The 19,079-nt window shown below is 67.7% G+C and carries 17 protein-coding genes; 6 read left to right on the top strand and 11 right to left on the bottom strand.

All coding sequences use genetic code 11. The features are described 5' to 3' along the window. Positions 1-166: 166 nt before the first annotated feature. The 3 genes from ACTWPT_RS38400 to ACTWPT_RS38410 all read right to left on the bottom strand — a co-directional run bounded on the left by ACTWPT_RS38400 (position 167) and on the right by ACTWPT_RS38410 (position 3,261). Entirely contained in the window at positions 167-1,042 is an 876-nt protein-coding gene (locus tag ACTWPT_RS38400) for an HpcH/HpaI aldolase/citrate lyase family protein (RefSeq protein ID WP_443182429.1), read from the bottom strand. Then, positions 1,032-2,237 (bottom strand): CaiB/BaiF CoA transferase family protein, encoded by a 1,206-nt coding sequence (locus ACTWPT_RS38405; RefSeq protein WP_443182430.1) that lies wholly within the window; start codon positions 2,235-2,237, stop codon positions 1,032-1,034. The genes ACTWPT_RS38400 and ACTWPT_RS38405 overlap by 11 nt, the downstream gene beginning before the upstream one ends. Positions 2,238-2,334: 97 nt before the next feature. Next, on the bottom strand, positions 2,335-3,261 hold the full coding sequence (locus ACTWPT_RS38410; RefSeq protein ID WP_443182431.1) for a LysR family transcriptional regulator: 927 nt from the start codon (positions 3,259-3,261) through the stop codon (positions 2,335-2,337). 24 nt (positions 3,262-3,285) lie between these two features. Between ACTWPT_RS38410 and ACTWPT_RS38415 the strand changes: the two genes are divergently transcribed. Genes ACTWPT_RS38415 through ACTWPT_RS38425 form a run of 3 tightly spaced genes read left to right on the top strand, consistent with a single transcriptional unit; the run spans position 3,286 to position 7,713 of the window. Then, on the top strand, positions 3,286-4,674 hold the full coding sequence (locus ACTWPT_RS38415) for a CitMHS family transporter (RefSeq protein ID WP_443182432.1): 1,389 nt from the start codon (positions 3,286-3,288) through the stop codon (positions 4,672-4,674). 10 nt (positions 4,675-4,684) lie between these two features. Then, entirely contained in the window at positions 4,685-6,193 is a 1,509-nt protein-coding gene (locus ACTWPT_RS38420; RefSeq protein ID WP_443182433.1) for a CocE/NonD family hydrolase, read from the top strand. Then, complete coding sequence (locus ACTWPT_RS38425; RefSeq protein ID WP_443182434.1) at positions 6,190-7,713, top strand: tannase/feruloyl esterase family alpha/beta hydrolase; 1,524 nt, start codon at positions 6,190-6,192, stop codon at positions 7,711-7,713. Before ACTWPT_RS38420 ends, ACTWPT_RS38425 begins: the two co-directional genes overlap by 4 nt. Before the next feature lie 148 nt (positions 7,714-7,861). Here ACTWPT_RS38425 and ACTWPT_RS38430 read toward each other — a convergent pair whose 3' ends face one another. Together ACTWPT_RS38430 and ACTWPT_RS38435 are read right to left on the bottom strand one after the other, a co-directional pair. Then, complete coding sequence (locus tag ACTWPT_RS38430; RefSeq protein ID WP_443182435.1) at positions 7,862-8,878, bottom strand: LacI family DNA-binding transcriptional regulator; 1,017 nt, start codon at positions 8,876-8,878, stop codon at positions 7,862-7,864. Between the two features lie 49 nt (positions 8,879-8,927). After that, positions 8,928-9,488 carry an MBL fold metallo-hydrolase gene (locus ACTWPT_RS38435; protein WP_443182436.1) on the bottom strand — a complete coding sequence of 187 codons (561 nt, stop codon included), beginning with the start codon at positions 9,486-9,488 and terminating at the stop codon, positions 8,928-8,930. Between the two features lie 158 nt (positions 9,489-9,646). Here ACTWPT_RS38435 and ACTWPT_RS38440 point away from each other — a divergent pair, with 158 nt between their 5' ends. Genes ACTWPT_RS38440 through ACTWPT_RS38450 form a run of 3 tightly spaced genes read left to right on the top strand, consistent with a single transcriptional unit; the run spans position 9,647 to position 12,785 of the window. Beyond that, positions 9,647-10,483 (top strand): ABC transporter substrate-binding protein, encoded by an 837-nt coding sequence (locus tag ACTWPT_RS38440; protein ID WP_443182437.1) that lies wholly within the window; start codon positions 9,647-9,649, stop codon positions 10,481-10,483. Beyond that, positions 10,480-11,259: an amino acid ABC transporter permease gene (locus tag ACTWPT_RS38445; RefSeq protein WP_305915572.1), complete on the top strand. Its 780-nt coding sequence runs from the start codon at positions 10,480-10,482 to the stop codon at positions 11,257-11,259. The genes ACTWPT_RS38440 and ACTWPT_RS38445 overlap by 4 nt, the downstream gene beginning before the upstream one ends. Beyond that, complete coding sequence (locus tag ACTWPT_RS38450) at positions 11,256-12,785, top strand: gamma-glutamyltransferase family protein (protein WP_443182438.1); 1,530 nt, start codon at positions 11,256-11,258, stop codon at positions 12,783-12,785. The genes ACTWPT_RS38445 and ACTWPT_RS38450 overlap by 4 nt, the downstream gene beginning before the upstream one ends. Positions 12,786-12,824: 39 nt before the next feature. On the opposite strand, the gene ACTWPT_RS38455 is transcribed toward ACTWPT_RS38450, so the two are convergent. The 6 genes from ACTWPT_RS38455 to ACTWPT_RS38480 all read right to left on the bottom strand — a co-directional run bounded on the left by ACTWPT_RS38455 (position 12,825) and on the right by ACTWPT_RS38480 (position 18,999). Then, positions 12,825-14,057 (bottom strand): MalY/PatB family protein, encoded by a 1,233-nt coding sequence (locus tag ACTWPT_RS38455; protein WP_305915574.1) that lies wholly within the window; start codon positions 14,055-14,057, stop codon positions 12,825-12,827. Positions 14,058-14,152: 95 nt separating this feature from the next. Next, positions 14,153-15,487, bottom strand: a complete 1,335-nt coding sequence (locus tag ACTWPT_RS38460) for an ABC transporter substrate-binding protein (RefSeq protein WP_443182439.1) — start codon at positions 15,485-15,487, stop codon at positions 14,153-14,155. Between the two features lie 121 nt (positions 15,488-15,608). Further along, complete coding sequence (locus ACTWPT_RS38465; RefSeq protein WP_443182440.1) at positions 15,609-16,493, bottom strand: ABC transporter ATP-binding protein; 885 nt, start codon at positions 16,491-16,493, stop codon at positions 15,609-15,611. Beyond that, on the bottom strand, positions 16,490-17,398 hold the full coding sequence (locus tag ACTWPT_RS38470; protein WP_443182443.1) for an ABC transporter ATP-binding protein: 909 nt from the start codon (positions 17,396-17,398) through the stop codon (positions 16,490-16,492). The genes ACTWPT_RS38465 and ACTWPT_RS38470 overlap by 4 nt, the downstream gene beginning before the upstream one ends. 112 nt (positions 17,399-17,510) lie before the next feature. After that, positions 17,511-18,491: a branched-chain amino acid ABC transporter permease gene (locus ACTWPT_RS38475; RefSeq protein WP_443182441.1), complete on the bottom strand. Its 981-nt coding sequence runs from the start codon at positions 18,489-18,491 to the stop codon at positions 17,511-17,513. Positions 18,492-18,495: 4 nt separating this feature from the next. Next, positions 18,496-18,999 (bottom strand): branched-chain amino acid ABC transporter permease, encoded by a 504-nt coding sequence (locus tag ACTWPT_RS38480; RefSeq protein WP_443182444.1) that lies wholly within the window; start codon positions 18,997-18,999, stop codon positions 18,496-18,498. Positions 19,000-19,079: the final 80 nt, after the last annotated feature.

Genomic DNA, 19,079 nt, shown 5'->3' on the forward strand with positions numbered 1-19,079 from the left:
GAGCAGGGCAGCCGCGTACGCCCACCGCTTCCGGCCCTGGACCCGACGGTGGTCAGCACCGGGACGATGACCTGCACGAGGTACAGGCGGCAGAACCGGCGGTGCTGAGCGCGCTGAACACACCGACCCCGCTCGCCAGACGAAGGGGCACAGGTTGGTCCGAACCTCAACGGCGTTCGAGGGCGGCTCGGGCTCTGCCCGCCATGGCCTCGTCCACCATCTCCCCCTCGAACGCGATCGCCCCGGCGCCGCGCGCCCGCGCCTCCTCCACCGCGGCGATCAGCCGCTCGTAGCGGGCGAGCTCCTCGGGACCAGGTGAGTACACCTCGTTGATCACGGGGACGTGGGAGGGGTGGATGGCCATCATGCCGTCGTAGCCGAGCGAGCGGTTCTGCTCCGCGAACGCCCGCAACCCCTCCAGGTCGCCGACGCCGGTCCACAGGCCGGCAACCGGACACGGCACTCCCGCCGCCCGGACGTCCAGCAGGACACGGGAGCGCAGGGCCAGGGTCTCGGCGCCCTCGCGGCTCCAGCGGTAGCCGATCGCGCGCTCGACGTCGCCGCCCTTGCCGGTGACCGCGCCCAGGTAGGCGACGCGGGGGGCGGCCCGGCCGATCTCGTACGCCTCCCGCAGCGCGGCGGCGCTCTCCAGCAGCGGCACCAGGGCGAGATGCCTTTCGGGCAGGCCGTGTTCGCGTTCGCACCAGGTCAGGAGCCGATCGGCCATAAGCACGTCCGCCGGCCCGCCGATCTTGGGCACGACCACCCCGGCCAGGCCGGCGTGCGTGACGCCGCGCAGGTCCTCGGCGGCCGCCCAGCTGTCGAGGGGGTTGATGCGGACGAAGATGGCCATGTCGCCGCTCGCGTTCGCGACGGCGTCGGCCACGCGGGCGCGGGCGGCGGGTTTCTCCGCGGGCGGGACCGCGTCCTCGAGGTCGAGGATGGCCGCGTCGGCCCCCGCGGCCGCCGCCTTGGCGAGCCACTCGGTTCTGGTCCCCGGGACGAAGAGCAGGGAGCGCAGCTGGGGCCGGTCAGATGACACCGCGCTTCTCCAGGTCCACGATCTCCTCCGCGCCGAGCCCGAGCCAGTCGCGGTAGACGAGGTCGTTGTCCTGCCCGAGCGCGGGCCCGGTGCGCCAGATGTGCCCGGGCTCCTGGTGGAAGTGCGGGAGGGCGGCCTGCATGCGGACGGGGCCGAGGTCGGGGTCGTCGACGGTGACGATGTCGCCGCGTTCGGCGTAGACGGGGTCGGCGGCGATGTCCGCGGCGGTGAAGACGCGGGAGGCGACCACCTCGGCCTCGGCGAAGGCCCGCAGGCACTCGCCGGTCTCGCGGGCCGCCACCCAGGCGCGGAGCCCCTGGTCCAGCCGTTCCCGTCCGGCGAGCTGCTGCCGGGTGGTGGCATAGTCCTCCTCGGGCAGGCCCAGGAGGCGGACGACGTTCAGCACGGAGCGGAGGGTCGCGGAGGTCACGGTGATCCAGTCGCCGTCGCGGGAGAGGTAGGTGTTGATCACGGCGGCGGGGGCGACGGCGAGCTGGTTGCCGGATCTACCGGGGACGACGCCGAGCTGGTCATGGGCGATGACCTGCCATTCGACGAGCCGGAACAGGGGCTCGAAGAGGGCGAGGTCGATCCACTCGCCGTCGAAGCCGGGGTCGTGCGCCCGGCGGTGCAGGGCGGCGAGTATGGCGTAGGCGCCCATCAGGCCGGTCACCGCGTCGCCGTGGGAGAACCCGGTGTGCACGGGCGGGCCGTCCGGGAACCCGGTCAGGTGCACCACGCCGCTCCTGGCCTCGCCGACCTTCCCGAATCCTGGGGCGTCGGCCTGGGACGAGGTCGCGCCGAATCCGGAGATCTGCAGCAGGACGGCCTTGGGGTTGATCCGGTGCACGGCCTCCCAGTCGAGCTCCCAGGTCCGCAGCCGGCCCGGCCGAAGCGTGACGATCACGACGTCGGCCCAGGCCACCAGCCGGTGCGCGACCTGCCGGCCGCCGGAGTCGTGCAAGTCCAGGGTGACGGAGCGCTTGTTCCGGCCGGCGACCTTGAACCACAGCGGCACGCCGTCGCGCGTGGGACCCATCGCGCGGGCGGCGTCGCCGACGCCCGGGGGTTCCACGTGCACCACGTCCGCGCCCTGGTCGGCGAGCATGGAGCCGGCCAGCGGCCCGGCGACCACGTGGGCGAACTCCACCACCTTCAAGCCGCACAACTGCCCTCGCTGTTGTTCAGAGGCCACGCATGCTCCTTCGTCCTGTCGGGCTCCATGTCATCTTGCCCAGGCGAAGAAATGCGGGTCCAGCACAAAAAATCGATAAATTCATGCTATTTACGCATTATTCAACCCAGGAGGCGCCTACAGGCACGTCCAGCGCCCGAGTACGGGACTCCTCCAGCAGGTCGAGGAACGCGGCCGCAGCGACCGGCAGGGTCCGCCGCGCCCGGACCACGACGTCCAGTCGCCGCTCGACCACGGGGCCGACCAGCGGGCGGTGCAAGATGTGCCCGGGTCCCAGGAGCGGCAGCACCAGGGCAGGCATCGCGGACACGCCGAGCCCGGCGGCGACCAGGCCCCCCACCGTCGCCACGTTGCTCGCCTCCGCCGCGAGCGTCACCTCGGCGCCCGCCTGGGCGAACGCCGCGTCCGTGAGCCTGCGGACACTGGACTGCGGCCCCACGGCCAGGAACGGCTCGCCGGCCAGGTCCTCCCAGGCGACCTCGTCGCGGTCGGCGAGCGAGTGCCCCTCCGGCAGCACCGCGTGGAAGCGGTCGCGGATCAGCGGGCGGTGTTCGAGCCGATCCGACGGCGCGCCGACCGTGGTGATTGCGAAGTCGGCGTCGCCGGACAGCACCTTGCCGAGCACGGCCCGTTCGAGCCCGTCCATGATGCGGACGGTCACGAGCGGGCGCTGTCCCCTGAAGGCGGAGATCATGCGTGGCAGCAGCACGGCCGCGACCGAGGGCAGTGTGGCCACGGCCACCATGCCCGACTCGCCGAGCAGGTAGCGCTGCAGCTCTTTCATGCCCGACCGGTGGGCGCCGACGATCTGCTCGGCCACCCGCAGGGTCTCCTGGCCCGCCGCGGTGAGCTGCACGTTGCGGGTGTCGCGCGCCAGCAGGCGGACGCCGAGCACGCGCTCCAGGTCGGCCACGGCGCGGCTCAACGTCGACTGCGAGACGTGCAACTGGGCGGCCGCGGCGGTGAAGCTGGCCGCCTTGGCGACGGCGACGTAGGCGGCGAGCTGCCGGAGGCTGGCTTCCATAGACGCAACTGTTGCGCATAACGCATGGATAAATCCACTTTTGATGGTGGACGTGAAAGGTCGGCGCTCGGAAACTTCTCCGTAACCTCCCGAAAGAAAAGGACCCCGATGATCGCGCTCCTGGGCTTTCTCACCATCGGCCTGTTCCTGGTGCTCACCATGACCAGGCGCGTCTCGGTTCTCACCGCGCTGGTGCTGGTCCCGGTGCTGACCGCGGTGGCCGGCGGGTTCGCCGCCGACATGGGCCCGATGATCCTCAACGGGCTGGCCAAGGTGGCGCCGACCGGCATCATGATCGCTTTCGCGGTGCTCTACTTCAGCCTGATGATCGACACAGGGCTGTTCGATCCGCTGATCCGCGGCATCCTGCGGGTGGCCAAGGACGACCCGCTGCGGATCGCCGTGGGCACGGCGGTCATCACCATGTGCGTCGCCCTGGACGGCGACGGAGCCTCGACCTTCCTCATCACCGTCTCCGCCCTGCTGCCCGTCTACAAACGGCTCGGCATGAGCCCACTGGTGCTCACCGGCGTCGTCTGCCTCGGCGCGGGCGTGATGAACATGATCCCCTGGGGCGGCCCCACTGCCCGCGCCATGGCGGTGCTGAAGCTGGACAGCTCGCAGGTGTTCACCCCGGTCCTGCCCGCGATGGCCGCCGGCATCGCCTGGGTGCTGGTGGCGTCGTACCTGATCGGCCTGCGGGAACGCCGCCGCCTCGGCACGGTGACCCTGCCCCCGCAACCGCAGGTCGTCGGCGACGGCCCAGGGACGCCCCGGACCCCGGAGCGCAGGCACCCGGCCCTGACCGCCTTCAACCTGGCGCTGACCGTCGCGCTGCTGGTCGGGCTGGTGCTGCAGGCGATGCCGCTGCCGGTGCTGTTCGTGCTCGGCTTCGCGATCGCCGTGCTGGTCAACCACCCCACCTGGGAGAAGCAGCAGGAGCTGCTCGACCGGCACGCCAAGAGCGTGGTCCTGGTCACCACGATGATCTTCGCGGCGGGCGTCTTCACCGGCATCCTCACCGGCACCAAGATGATCAACGAGATGGCCACCGCGTTCGTGAACATCATCCCCGACTCCTTCGGCGGCCACCTGCCGGTGCTGGTCGCGGTCACGAGCATGCCGCTCAGCCTGGTCTTCACCCCCGACGCCTACTACTTCGGCGTGCTCCCGGTGCTGGCCCAGACCGCCGGCGGCTTCGGCATCGAGTCCGCCGAGATCGCCCGCGCCGCGATCCTCGGCCAGATGACCACCGGCTTCCCGCTCAGCCCGCTCACCGCCGCGACGTTCATCCTCGTCGGCATGAGCGGCGTGCAACTCGGCCGGCACCAGCGCTTCATCTTCGGCTGGGCGTTCGCCACCACCCTGGTCATGACCGTGGCCGCGCTCGTGACCGGCGCCATCTCGCTCTGAGGAGTCCCCCATGAAGTACGGCAGGATCGCCGCCGCCCTGTCCGCCGCCCTGGCGCTCCCCCTCACCCCGCACCAGCCCGCCCGCGCCGAAACCGACCCGTTCTTCTCCTACGATCGGCCCGCCACATACGGAGTGCGTACCGAGCGCGTGTCGGTGCCGCTGCGCGACGGCGGCCACCTGGCCTGCGACCTGCACCGGCCCGACGCCGACGGCCGCTTCCCGGTGATCGTGTACGACTACAACGCCTACAACCAGCTGGAAGCGCAGGGCCGCGCGGCCGCCTACTTCGTCACCCGCGGCTACCACGCCGCTGTGTGCAACGCCCGCGGCTCGGGCGACTCCCCCGGCCGGCTCGATCCGTTCAGCGCGCAGGAGCAACGCGACAACTACGACCTCATCGAGTGGCTGGCCGCCCAGCCGTGGTCCACCGGCAAGATCGGGCAGACCGGCGTCAGCTACGGCGGCCACTCCTCGCTCCTGGTGGCGGTGAACAAGCCACCCCACCTCGCCGCGATCATCCCCGTGGACGGGATCAGCGACTGGTACGAGAACACCATCTACCGCGGCGGCATCTACTCGGCCCGGATCCGCGACTGGCAGCGCGCCGTCGCCCCCGGCACGCTGGTCACCTACGCGCAGCACCCGCTCTACGACGACTTCTGGCGCGAGCGCAGCGTCAAGGCCCGCTGGAAAGACCTCGACATTCCCGTCCTGGAGATCGCCGGCTGGTACGACAGATACCGGGCCGCCATGGTGGAGAACTTCCAGGCCCGCCCCGGCAACGTCTGGCTGGTCGCCGGCCCCTGGCAGCACGGATGGCCGTCCGGCCAGCACGCCGACCCCGGCAACGGCGCGTACCTCGCCTGGTGGGACCGCTGGCTCGCCGGACGCCGGGACGCGCCCCTGCCGGCCGCCAAGGTCACCTCCTACGAGATCCCCGGCCCCGGCGCGGGCGCCGGCTGGAAGCAGTTCTCCACCTGGCCTCCTCCCGGCGCCCGCCGGCACCGGCTCGGCCTGAGCGCCGACGGAACGCTGACCTCCGCCCCGGGCGCCCCCGCCGCCCTCCACTTCACCGTCAACACCGACCCGGCCGCCGCCGCCCCGGACGAGCGGCTGACCTTCCAGACCCGGCCCTACCAGCAGGATCTCGTCCTCGCCGGAGACATCACGGCGAAGGTACGCGCCTCCTTCACCGCCGCCGACGGCAACATCGCCATCGTCGCCGAGGACGTCGCCCCTGACGGCACGGCCGCCCGCATCACCCAGGGCTGGCTCAAGGCCGGTCACCGCTTCGGCCACGACCGCGCCGTGCCCGTCCGCCCCGGCAAAACGTACGACCTGGAGCTCCGCACCTGGCCCACCCACTACCGGCTGAGCGCCGGCCACAGGCTGCGCGTCACCGTCTCCAGCGACGACCACCCAGAGATCGACTCCGACGCCCCGGCCGGCCAGGTCCACCTGCGCGTAGGCCGCGGCGGCACCGAGCTCCGCCTCACCACCTGGAAGGATCCGAGGTGAGCCCGCTCAGGAGACTCCTCGCCGCGATCGCCGTCCTGCCGATCGGGCTTTCCCCGCAGGCGCCCGCCACCGCCGACAGCACGTGCGAGAGCCTGACCGCCGTGGCCCTGCCGCACACCACGATCACCATCGCCGAATCGGTTCCGGCCGGCGGATACACCGCTCCCGACGGCCGCGTGCTGCCGTCCGTGCCCGCGTTCTGCCGCGTCCACGGCACCGCCAAGCCGGTGCCGGGCTCCGCCATCGGGTTCGAGGTGTGGATTCCGGAGCAGTGGAACCAGCGGATGCTGATGTTCGGCAACGGCGGATACAGCTCGGCCATGGACTTCGTCTCCATGGGCGGGCCGACGCTGGCAGCCGGGTACGCGACCGTCGGCACCGACACCGGCCACACCGGCGACGACCCGGACGTGTTCGTGCAGGGCGCGGCCAACCCAGAGATCATCGTGGACTGGGGCCACCGCGCCGTGCACGAGACGATCGTCAACGCCAAGCTGATCGCCGAGCAGCACACCGGGGCCAAGCCGCGCTACTCCTACTTCATCGGCTGCTCCACCGGCGGCCACCAGGCACTGATGGAGGCCCAGCGCTACCCCGACGACTTCGACGGGATCGTGGCCGGCGCTCCAGGCAACAACCGCGTCGCGCTCAACGCCGGATTCCTCTGGCAGTTCCTCCGCAACCACACCCCCGGCAACGACACCGAGCCGATCATCCCCGCGGCCAAGCTGCCGCTGCTGACGAACGCGGCCGTCAGGCAGTGCCGGGGCAGGGACGGCGGCCTGCCCACCGACGGCTTCCTCACCGACCCGCGCCGCTGCTCCTTCGACCCCGCCACGCTCCAGTGCCCGGTCGGCGACGCCCCCACGTGCCTGACCAAGCGCCAGGTCAGCGCCGTACGCGAGATGTACGGCGGGGCTCGCGATCCGCGTACCGGCAGGCAGGTCTACCCCGGCTGGCCGGTCGGCAGCGAAGCGCCCGTGATCGACGCGGCCGGCCGGGTGCTGACCGGATGGAGCGGCTACTGGGGCACCACCCAGCCGGCCCGCGCGAACTTCTGGCGCCACTGGGTCTTCAACGACCCGAGCTGGAACTGGTGGACCTTCGACTTCCACCGCGACCTGCGTCTCGCCGAGAGGAAGCTCGGACCGCTCATCAACGCGACCAACCCCGACCTGAAGCCGTTCCGGCGTAGCGGCGGCAAGCTCCTCATGTACACCGGCTGGGCCGATCCGGTCGTCTCCGCCCACGACACCATCGACTACTACCGCAAGGTGGTGCGTGTCACCTCCGGCGGGCGTGAGCGCGAGACCCGGGAGTTCGCGCGGCTTTTCCTGTTCCCCGGCATGACCCACTGCGGCCGCGGCCCCGGCCCGAACATCTTCGACACCTTGACGCCGATCGTGCGCTGGGTCGAGCAGGGCGCTGCACCGGCCGAGATCGTCGCGACGAAGTACGTCAACGACAACCCGGCCGACGGCGTCGCGATGACTCGCGCACTCAATCCCTTCGCCTGCTGATCCCGCCACGGCCGCCCGCGCCCAGGTCGATCTCCGGAAGACACGCCGACCGGGGCGCGGCCAGCGAACGCCGCTGGGCCGCCCCTCCAGTCAGTCGGCTTCCGGGCCTACTCCGCTTCTTCACCTCAGCGCCACCAGCACCTTGGACTTAGCCAATCAGAGACGCTGTGGACAGATGCCGGAGGGTCGACGTTCGGGCCAGCAGGCGGGTGTGATGGACCACGCCTCCCGACACAGCAGGCGTTTCTCCTTCGACGAGTTGGATGAGGAGTTCCGTGGCGATTCTCGTCGCTCCGACGGGATCGAGGGACAGCGTGGTGACCGGCGGTGTTGTCGTCTCGTAGGCACTGGACTCGCTCGCACAGGCCACCAGGAGGTCTTCGGGAATCCGCAGGCCATAGCCAGGGGCGGCCGACAGTACGGCGTGCCCGCATCGGTCGTACGGACCGAAGATGGCGTCAGGAGGATCGTCCCGGGACAGGAGGCGGGCGACGGCAGGGGCCGGATTCTTGCGTCTCATGAGTTCGAGAAGGGCGGGCTCTCCCCGCTCGGCGCACCACTGACGGTACGTTGCCATGCAGGCCTGGATGTAGTAGTCGGTGGTGTCGCCGCCGAGTAGGGCGATCCGCTGTGCACCGGCCTGCGACAGGTGGTCCAGCACGCCGCGCACCGCGCCTTCGACATCGTTGTCCACCCAGATGTCGTTCGGCTCCGCGCTGACCGGCCTCCCGATGTGGACGACGGGCACGCCGCGCATCAGCAGATCGGCACGAACCCGATCGCCCTTCGGGCTGTCGATCAGCAGCATGCCGTCGACAGGCAGAACGGCCCACCGTTCCAGGCCGAGAGCGGTGGGTTGCACGACGAGCCCATAGCCGTGTTCGTGTGCGACCACGGTGGCGGACTGGATGGCCTGGGAGAAGTAGGGGATTTCCGCGAAGCCCCATGAGGCGGGGTGGTCGGTGGTGACGGCCAGGCCCAGCGTTCTCGTGTGCGTCTTATCAGGAAGGTAGCCGAGCTCTCGTGCCACGCGCCACACGTTGTCACGCGTGCTCTGGGACATGCGGCCGGCCGAGTTGAGCGCGTTGGAGACGGTCGCGATCGACACTCCGGCCACTCGCGCCACATCCGCCATGGTCACGTCAGGTGAGGGCTTTCGGGGCACCTTTACAATCGTACGCTCGTGGCGTTTCGCGGAGGTTACCCGCCGGCTGTCATTCGGCTGTCTCCACCGGGACGAATGACCCGCCGTGACCAGGGATGATCAGGCTCGGACGCAGGGCGAGCACGCGCTCGCGCGATCGTCTCAACGCGTGGGCGTCCTCGGCCAGCGGGTCGTCGGCCGGCCCGTCGGCACTCCACCACAAATGCGTGGCGACGACCAGCCCGTCATCGGTCTCCGCCACCGTGGAGATGTCCTGCGCCGTGTGCCCCGGGGTCCGCAACAGCCGGACCGAGGGCGACAGCTCGAAACCATCGGCCTCACGTTCCACCCACTCGTCGCCGGAGTAGATCGCCCAGTGGTCGTGGAAGCGGGCCTCGGGGAACAGGGCGGCGTTCAACGTGTGATCCGGGTGGTGGTGAGAGAACACCACGTCGGTGACCTGCTCGGGTTGCAGGCCCAACTCGGCAAGTGGGTCCAAGATGAGCCGGCGGTGGGCGACCATGCCCGGATCGACCACGGCGATCAGGTCGCCTTCCCGGATCAACGTCACGGTGCTGGCGACCCGCTCGTCGGCGTATCCGTCCGTGAGGACGTGAACGAATGCTGGCATGCCAGGCAGCATACGGAAATCGTTGCCAGCGAGGAAGATGGCGACCGATTCGGTCGCCATGGCCATGCAACGAGATTGTTACCGTACGGGGTTGTGGTTAATTCGTTAATCAACCTCAATGGCCCTCACCCGCAAGCTCGTCTGGGTGGAGGTACGGAATGCACGGTCGCATACTCGCGACGGCCGCCGCGCTGTCATTGGCCGCATGCGGAACGGCGGCGAAAACGGAGGCCGCTCCAGCCGGCGGCAAGGCGATGGTAGCGCCTCCTGCGGTGATCAAGGACGGGGAGATCGTCTACTGTTCCGACATCTCCGCCCCGCCGCTGGAGTTCTACGACAAGGCCAAGAAGCCCATCGGTGCCGACGTGGAGATCGGCGAGGCGCTCGCGGCCAGGCTCGGTGTGGCGGCGGTATGGCGGAACACCAAGTTCGCCTCCATCGTCCCTACCTTGGTGGCCAAGCAGTGCGATGCGATTCTGTCCCAGCTCTACATCAAGCCAGAGCGGGAAAGGGTCGTCGACTTCGTCCCCTACATGTACTCCGGGCAGTCGATCCTCGTGGCCAAGGACAATCCCCGGCGCGTCATCGGGCTGGACGAGAGCCTGTGCGGGCTGACCGCGTCGACGCTCATTTCCACCACGGCCGCCACGCGTCTCGAGGATCAGTCCAAGAAGTGCGAGGCAGCCGGCAAACCCGCCATCAAGCTGACCCGGTTCGATCAGGACATCGCCGCGCTGCAGGAGCTGGCGCTCGGCCGGTCGCAGGCATACGCGACCACCAGCGAGACCGCCGCCTACTACATGGGCCAGAAGCCCGGCCTCTTCGCCTTCGCGGGAGAGTCCTTCGACAAGATCAAGGCCGGCATCGCCGTACGCAAGGGCAACTCCGCGCTGCAGAGCGCGCTGGCCAAGGCGCTGCAAGAGATCCGAGCGGACGGGACGTACGACAAGGTCCTGGCCAAGTGGAACCTCCAGGTGGACAGGCTGGAGCCTTGACCTTCGACCCGGCGTTCTTCTGGGACGCGCTCCTGCGCCCATCGGGGCCGTTTCTCGCGGGGCTCTGGCGCACGGTCTACATCTCTGTCCTCGCCCAGCTCCTGGCAGTGATCATCGGGCTCGGCGTGGCGCTGATGCGCCGATCCAAGCGCCGCTGGGTCACCGCGGTGGCCGGGTTCTACATTTGGATCCTGCGCGGCACCCCGCTGCTGGTCCAACTGGTTCTGGTCTACAACGGCCTGGCCGCGGCCGAGCTCTATTCCTTCTCCGACGTGACCCTGCTCGGCGTGACCGTCACCGGCGTGTTCCAGGCCGCCCTGGTCACGCTGGCGATCAACGAGAGCGCCTACATGGCGGAGATCATCCGGGCGGGGATCGACTCAGTCGGGAAGGGGCAGTCGGAGGCGGCGCTCGCCATCGGCATGACACCGCGCTCCGCGATGAGATGGATCATCCTGCCGCAGGCGCTGCGCTTCATCGTCCCGCCGCTCGGCAACAACTTCAACGCCATGATGAAGACCACCTCGATCTTGAGTGTGATCGGCGTGGACGAGCTGTTCCTCAACACCCAGGCGATCAGTTCCACGACCTTCCGCACGTTCGAAGTGTTCATCGTCGCGGCTCTGTACTACCTGATGCTCACTACCTTGTGGTCGTTCGTCCAGGCTTGGATCGAGGGCCGGCTGAATGCATCGGCGGGGATATCGCGACCTCCGACGATAGGGCAGCGGCTCTTCGGCGGCGGGCGTGCTGTGGTCCGGGCAGAGGCGCCATGACCTATCACTGCGCCATCGCCAGCCCGCACGTTCTCGCCACCGCCGCGGCAAAGAAGGCGATCGCACGCGGCGGCAACGCCATAGACGCCGCGCTCGCGGCCGCCGTGACGCTCACCGTCGTCTATCCGCACAACACCGGACTCGGTGGCGATCTGATCGCTCTGATCAGATCCCCGGACGGCAGGATCTCCTGCGTCAACGCCAGCGGTCCCGCCCTGTCCGGCATCGACGTGGCGGCGCTGAGATCGCGTTCCGGCGGCCAGATGCCCGTGTCCGGGCCTGACACGATCACCGTCCCCGGCGCGGTCGCAGGCTATGCCGCGCTGCACGCCTCCGGTGCCGCGCTGACGTGGCCCGACCACTTCGCCGCCGCCATACGCCATGCGGAAGGCACTCCTGTCGTTCCGGGCTTGGCAGTGGCCATAGCCGAGGCCAGAGATCTGATCGCCGCCGACCCGGGGATGCGGACCGTCTTCGGGTCACTTCGCGTCGGCGAAACCCTGCGCCAGGAGGCGTTGGCCACGACGCTCGCGGAGATCGCGGCTCAGGGCCCCGAGGTGTTGTACGGCGGGCGGCTGGGCGAGCGACTGGTCGCCGGCCTGCAGGCGTTGGCGGTCCCCATCGCCCTGGGCGACCTGGCCGCTTACGAGGTCGAGCAGTCCGATCCGCTCCACCGCACCTTCCGGGGTTTCGACGTGTACACCAGCCCGCCCAACACACAGGGCTTCCTGCTGTTGCAGGCGCTGGGCGCACTGGAGAGAACGGACCCGCAGGGGGAAGACGCCGGACAACTGGCCGCGATCTTCCACAGAGGCATCGCCGACCGGACCCGCCATCTGGCCGATCCCCGGTTCGCGCAGATCGACGTGGACGCCCTGCTGCTGGGCCCCTCCCCCCAAGCGCCCGGGCCGGCCATCACCGGCAGGGCGGGTGGTGACACGGTCGCGGTCGTGACCGCGGACAGCGAAGGGTACGCGGTCTCGCTGATTCAGAGCCTCTTCCACAGCTTCGGCGCAGGGCTGCTCGAACCCTCGACCGGCATGGTGATGCACAACCGCGGAGCGTTCTTCTCCCTCGACGCCGCCTCGCCCAACGTCATCGCGGCAGGCAAGCGTCCGGCACACACGCTGATGCCGGTCATGGTCACCCAGGAAGAACGGCTGGCCTGGTCGATGGGCACGATGGGAGGCAAGGCCCAACCGCAGATCCTCACCCAAGTGTTGCTACGGCTGCTCGACGGGGAACAACCTGCCGACGCGGTGGCCGCGCCCCGCTGGGTCGTCGGCGGTATGGAAGCGGGCCAGCCGGAGGACACGATCAGCCTGGAGATGGATCTCTCCCCGCGGACCATCGCAGCTCTGACCGCGTCCGGCGCACCGATCATCCCGCTGCCGCCGGCGTCAGAATGGGTCGGCCACGCGCAAGTCGTCGGGGGTGCCACCTCAGCGGGGAGCGATCCTCGCTGCGATGGCGCCTCCGCCGTGGTTTCGCTGATACCGGAAGATCCCCAGGCCGACATGTCCTGAGGTGATGCGGGACAGGGTCAGTGAGTGCCCCGAGGAGCGCTACCGTGATAGCGCATGATCGATGCGTTCGAGCGCCTCAGTCAGCACCTTCCGGGGGCAGCCGACGTTCAGTCGGACGCACCCCTCTCCTCCGGGGCCGTAGACCCGGCCGTCGTAGAGATTGACAGCCGCACGGTCGACAAGGAACTGGTGCAGCCCGCCCACACGAGCGTCAAGCTCACGAGCCTCGAGCCAGACCAGGAACGATGCGTCCGGCGGCATCGGCGTGATCTCGGGCAGCCGCTCTTGGACGAACTCGTGCACGAAGGCCACGTTGCCCTTGAGATATTCGGTCAGCCGGTCGAGCCACGGACCACCCGTAGTGTAGGCAGTCTCCAAGGCCAGACGACCGAAGTAGTGCGCGTTGATCATGAACGATGCCCGCATGGCGTTCAGCAGTTCCGAGCGCAGGTATGGATCGGCAACCGAGAGTGTGGCCGTTGGCAGGCCGGCAAGGTTGAAGGTCTTGGTGGGGGCAGTGCAGATGAATGCTCGGCGGGCGGCGTCGCTGCTGATCGAGGCATAGACCACGTGGGGCCGGCCGTTCAGTCGGATGTCGCAGTGGATCTCGTCAGAAATCACCAGAAGGTCGTAGCGCGCACAGATGTCGTTCACGGCGAGCAGCTCGTCGGCCGTCCAGCTCCGGCCCGAGGGATTGTGGGGGTTGCAGAGAAGTAGCACCTTCGCGCCGGATGCGGCCAGCTCGGCCAGGTTGTCGAGGTCGAACTCGTAGCGGTTGTCGATGAGCCGGAGCCGGTTCACGAGCAGCCGCCGGTGGTTACCGGTAATGGCCTCGAAGTTCGGCGAGTAGACCGGTGACTGGACGATCACCCCATCTCCAGGGGCGGTGAAGGTGCGCAAGATTGCTGCGACCGAGGACATGATCGCAGGGGCCGGGAGGAGCGTTTCCACCGGTGGTGTCCAGCCGTGCCTGACGGTGAACCAGTTCTGCACGATCTGGAAGTGTTCCGGGTCTCGCAGGGTGTAGCCGTAGATACCGTGGTCCGCAGCGGCGCGCAGGCGGTCGATGACGGTCGTCGGCGCCCGGAAGTCCATGTCGGCCGTCCATAGCGACAGCAGATCCTCGCCCCGGACACGCGGTGAAAATTCGTCCCATTGGTTGGCCCATTTGGCTGACCCGAAAGTGGCGCGGTCGTACACCGTGTCAAAGTCGGGGTCGGCGCCGTACTCTGCGGTGGCGGTAGGACTGGCTTTTGGCGGTCTGGTGGTCATGCGAAAAACTTCTCCACTCCACGGGCGACACGGCAGTCTGGGTGGTCGTGGCTGCGGGGCGGATCCGGAGCCACGACCACCGGCTAGGTACGGGCTCAGCCGTTCTGGCCGATGCCGGCTTTGATGAGTTCCGGGACGATCTTCTTGCTCTCGTCGAACGAGATCAGCACGATGGCGTCCGGGTCTTGGGCCTTCACCTTCTCCACCTCGGCCGTGTAGTTGGCTGCGTTCGCGTCGTAAAGGGCATAGGAGACGACTTTGCCGCCGGATTCCTCATAGAAGGAGCGGACGTTCTTCGCCAATGCCTCTCCGTAGGCGTCCTGCCGGGCGAGGATTGCGATGTTGCGGTGACCGTCCTCGCTGATGGTCTGGGCCATCACCTGCCCCTGCAGGACGTCGGAGGGGGCCGTGCGGAAGTACATGCCATGGTCGGGGTAGGTGTCGAATGCGGTCGAGGTGTTTCCGGCCGATATCTGGACGACGCCGGCCCCGGAGATCTTGTCGATGACCGACAGCGACACCGACGAGGAAGCGGCGCCGATGATGACGTCGGCACCACCGCGGAGCAGTTTGTCGGTCTCGGATGGCGCAATGTTCGGCGACCCGTCACCGGAGTCGCCCTTCAACTGCTTCACATCCTTGCCCAGCACACCCCCGGCCTTGTTGATTTCGTCAATGGCCAGGTCCACGCCGGCGAACTGCGGGGCGCCGAGGAAGGAGCTGTCCCCTGTGGCAGGGAGCAAGGTGCCGAACGTAAGGGTGCCGTCCCCTTTGGGGATTGGGCCGCTGACCTTCTGGTCGGCTCGGATGTTGGCTTGGTCCGGAGTGGTGCCGTTGACGTAGCCGACATTCTTGTAGTTGTTGTCCTGCCCGAATTGGTAGATGCCGACGGTCGCCGCGGACGGGCTTCCTGTCGAGTTCATCTCGATCGCGCCAGAGGCGCCGTCGTAGTCGATGTCCGTTCCGTCGGCGAGTAGGTCGGCGCACTGCTTGAAGCTGGTGCACTTTGTCCCATCCCTGGTAATGCCGATCTCCTTCCCGGCGATCGCCTTGCCGGAGTCGTTTTTGGCGGCGATCGCAGCCAGGGCTGAGAGGATCGTGGCGTCGTAGGCCTCCGGAGCGTAGGTGAAGTCCTTCACCTTGCTGTTGATCTTGAGGATCCGCTGCCGGAACTCGTCGCCGATCTTGCCGCCGGGCAGGGTGGCGCGCACACCGTTGAGAGTGCCCGGCTCGAAATCACCGGAGTAGTCGGCGGTGTTGCCGTCTACGAAGTAGAGCTGGGTGCCCGCCTTGGCTGGCGGCTGGGTGCCCGCCGTGGCCGGCGGCTCGCTGCCGGCTGCGGTGGGGCTGCTGTTAGAACCGCAAGCGGCGGTTGCCAGCGCGGCGAAGGCCAAAACGGCGATACAGGGGATGCGTCTGGGGAGCGGCATGGGGCCTCCAAGTGTGGTGAGGACTGTTGCGCTATTGGTGCGGTGCACGGCTGTGTCGTGGCGGAGGTCAGGAGCGGACGCGATGGGAGGATTCGACCGGCGAACAGGTGCGGTCGTAGTCCTAGTTCCGCCGGCCGGCAGGTGTGCTGTCTGCCTGGGCGGCATTGGACAAGGTGCCGAGATACAGCTCGATCACCCTGGGGTCACGGGCCAGCGCCTGGCCGGACCCGGTGTAGGCGTTGCGTCCTTGGTCGAGGACGTACCCGCGGTCGCAGATCTGCAGGCAGCGGCGTGCGTTCTGCTCGACCATGACGACCGATACACCGGTGCGGTTGATGGCTCGGGTCTGGACGAACACCTCGTCCTGCAGCGCCGGGGACAGGCCCGCTGAGGGTTCGTCGAGCAACAACACGGAGGGTTCCATCATCAGAGCCCGGCCCATAGCCACCATCTGCCGCTCACCGCCTGACAATTGTCCGGCCCGCTGCTTGCGGCGCCGGCCCAGCGCAGGGAACAGGTCGGTCACGAACGCAAACCGGAGGGCGAACTTCTTGGGGGACTGGTAGCACCCCATCCGCAGGTTTTCCTCGATGGTGAGCGAGGGGAAAATGTTGTTGGTTTGCGGTACGAAGCCGATCCCTTGGGATACCAGTGCGTCGGCGCGCTGGTTCGTGATCTCTTCGCCCTGCAGGCGAACCGTCCCAGCGGTGATCTTGACCAGCCCGAAGAGTGCTTTGAGCAGTGTCGACTTGCCGGCGCCATTGGGTCCGATGATGCCGACCAACTCGCCCGGTTGGCAGTACAGATCGGCGCCATTCAAGATGTTGACTCCGGGGAGATACCCGGCGATCAGATTGTCGGCGCGAAGGGCTGCACCCTCGGCCGCCTGAAGATGCCTTGTCTGCGCTGCCTGGTCGATCTTTGGGGCGTTGGGATCGGTTTCAGCCACGATCTCGCCCTGATCGGTGACCTGGGAGTCCGATGGGCCCTGATGGGCAGAAGTCATCTCGGGACCTCCCGGTCGACCAACTGCTCGGCGTGGTCGTGCGCGTGCTCGACCTGGATCACGTGTTCGAGCTCGCTGATGTCGGTGTCGTGGCGAGCTCCGAGGTAGGCATCGATGACCCGTTCGTCCGACATGATGGATGTGGGGGGTCCCTCGGCGATCACCTTGCCCTGGGACATGACGACCACCCAGTCAGAGATCTCTCGCACCATGTCCATGTCGTGTTCGACGAACAGGACGCTCATTCCCTGATCCCGAAGCGACTTCACATGCCCGAGCAGAGACTGCTTCAGCGCTGGGTTGACGCCGGCCATGGGTTCGTCGAGCATGACCAGCTTCGGTTCGACCATGAGCGCTCGCGCCATCTCGAGCAGCTTTCTCTGGCCGCCTGACAGGGACCCGGCGAAATCTTCCTCCTTGGCGTCGAGCTTGAACCGCTTGAGCAGGTCTCGGGCCCGGTCGGTGATGTCTCGTTCCTGCGCCCGCCACAGGGCGGGGAGCGCGGCGGCCCACAAGTGTTCGCCACGCTGACCTGTGGCGCCCATCCGCATGTTCTCCACTACTGTCAGTTTCGAGAGCACTCTGGTCAGCTGGAAGGTCCGGACCATGCCGAGGCGTGCCACTTTGTAGGCTGCCTTGCCTTTGAGCGGTGTCCCGTCGAAGGACCAGGAACCGGCATCGGGTTGATCGAAGCCGGTGAGCAGGTTGAAGAACGTGGTCTTGCCTGCACCGTTGGGTCCGATCAAGGCGGTGATGACCCCACGTTGGATTTCGAGATGTTCCACATCGACCGCGGTGAGGCCGCCGAAGGTGCGGCGGATTCCGTTCACGACCACAACGGGGTCGGGTTTGGCAGCGCCAGGCTCCTGCGGCACCGACTGCAAAGCAGTCCGGCACTCGCGCATCGACTTGTTCTCCCCGGCACCGGGGTCGGGAACCCTTGGCTGCGACGTATCACCGGCAGCTGGGACGTCCTTGGGTGCGATGCCCGAGGAGAGGTGGTCAGTGGGGACGTTGTCAGTGGGCATCGAGCGCGATCTCCCTTCGATCACCGAAGATGCCTTGCGGGCGGAAAATCATCAGCAGCATCAGCACCAATCCGACCAACATCAGCCGGAAGATTGATGCTTGGTCGGCGTTCATGAACTGCGCCACGACCGGGTAGCCCGCCAACTGCGTCAAGACCGATCCGAGGAACGACAGGATCGCCCAGAACATCACCGCGCCGACGATCGGACCAAGGATCCGAGCGGCGCCACCGAGGATGAGCATGGTCAAGGCGATGAAGGTGAAGTCCAGGTTGAACGTGTCGGCCTGGACCGAAGCGGCCCCGAACGCGCCCACGAAACCTCCGGCGCATCCGACCACTCCACCGAGGATGAGTGCCTGGATCTTGTAGCTGTAGACGTTCTTGCCCAGCGACCGCATCGCATCCTCGTCTTCACGGATGCCCCGAAGAACCCTTCCCCACGGTGATCGCATCAGGGCCCAGGTGAACAGACTGATCATGATGACCAGGCCCCAGCCGACAATGATTGTCCACAGCTCCTCCCGGCTGTAGGTCAGGAAGAAGCCGTCGTAGTTCGGCAGCGGGTTGAGGCTTCGGAACCCGGCGGTAAAGCCGGTCACACCGTCCTTGCCGTGAAAGTACGTCCGGAACGACGTCCCGAACACAAGTCGTAGGATCTCTGCCGCCGCGATGGTGACGATCGCCAGGTAATCCGCCCGAAGACGCAGGGTAGGGATACCCAAGATCAGCGCCAAGGCCACGGTGAAGGCGATCGCGAGCAGGATCGCGAGGACGGTGGGAATCCCGCTTGTGGCGATCGCCGCGCCCATGATGTAACCGCCTACCGACAAGAAGGCGGCCTGACCGAAGTTGACCAGCCCGGCGTAGCCGAACTGAATGTTCAAACCGATAGCAGCCAAGCAGAACGAGACGGCCATATAGCCGAAGCCGTCGTGCAGTGCCCCCGTGACGGCGCCGATGATGTCCATGTCCTCACCCGATCCTCTCGGCGCGGCCGAGCAAGCCTTGTGGTCGGACGAGCAGGACCAGCGCCAGCAGAACCATCGCGCCTGCGAACTTGAGTTCCGATGGGATGACCAAGGTTGAGGTCTCGACGAACAGCCCGATGATGATCGAGCCGATCAGCGCGCCCCACACTGATCCCAGACCTCCGACGCAGGTAGCGGCGAAGATCAACAGCAGTACCTGCGCTCCCAGTTGGTAGGACACCGATTGGGAGAATCCCAAGAACGCCCCGCTCAGTCCCGCCAGCGCGGTGCCCACGATCCACACCGTGGTTATGACACGATCGACGCTGATCCCCGTCGCAGAGGCCAGGGCCGGATTGTCCGACACCGCGCGCGTGGCGCGACCGAGCCGGGTGTACTGCAAAGCAAGAGTGACCGCGACGAGCGCAAGCCCGCTGATGGAGATGATGACGACGTCTCGCAGGGCCTGTCCAGAAAACGGTGTAACTCGATCTTGAATTAGTTCTATCGAGTGGTCGGGGTCAGACGGCCTTCGAAGGTGATGGCGAAGGCGTTCAGAGCGGCTTTCCAGCGGGTGATCCAGCGTTT

The organism is Nonomuraea sp. 3N208 (assembly GCF_052245935.1).
Classification (GTDB): domain Bacteria; phylum Actinomycetota; class Actinomycetes; order Streptosporangiales; family Streptosporangiaceae; genus Nonomuraea.

Coding starts and splice junctions, on each gene's coding strand:
- ACTWPT_RS38465 (WP_443182440.1), bottom strand. CDS start 16,493: ATGACTTCTGCCCATCAGGGCCCATCGGACTCCCAGGTCACCGATCAG.
- ACTWPT_RS38435 (WP_443182436.1), bottom strand. CDS start 9,488: ATGCCAGCATTCGTTCACGTCCTCACGGACGGATACGCCGACGAGCGG.
- ACTWPT_RS38440 (WP_443182437.1), top strand. CDS start 9,647: ATGCACGGTCGCATACTCGCGACGGCCGCCGCGCTGTCATTGGCCGCA.
- ACTWPT_RS38410 (WP_443182431.1), bottom strand. CDS start 3,261: ATGGAAGCCAGCCTCCGGCAGCTCGCCGCCTACGTCGCCGTCGCCAAG.
- ACTWPT_RS38455 (WP_305915574.1), bottom strand. CDS start 14,057: ATGACCACCAGACCGCCAAAAGCCAGTCCTACCGCCACCGCAGAGTAC.
- ACTWPT_RS38415 (WP_443182432.1), top strand. CDS start 3,286: ATGGATAAATCCACTTTTGATGGTGGACGTGAAAGGTCGGCGCTCGGA.
- ACTWPT_RS38460 (WP_443182439.1), bottom strand. CDS start 15,487: ATGCCGCTCCCCAGACGCATCCCCTGTATCGCCGTTTTGGCCTTCGCC.
- ACTWPT_RS38450 (WP_443182438.1), top strand. CDS start 11,256: ATGACCTATCACTGCGCCATCGCCAGCCCGCACGTTCTCGCCACCGCC.
- ACTWPT_RS38475 (WP_443182441.1), bottom strand. CDS start 18,491: ATGGACATCATCGGCGCCGTCACGGGGGCACTGCACGACGGCTTCGGC.
- ACTWPT_RS38420 (WP_443182433.1), top strand. CDS start 4,685: ATGAAGTACGGCAGGATCGCCGCCGCCCTGTCCGCCGCCCTGGCGCTC.
- ACTWPT_RS38470 (WP_443182443.1), bottom strand. CDS start 17,398: ATGCGCGAGTGCCGGACTGCTTTGCAGTCGGTGCCGCAGGAGCCTGGC.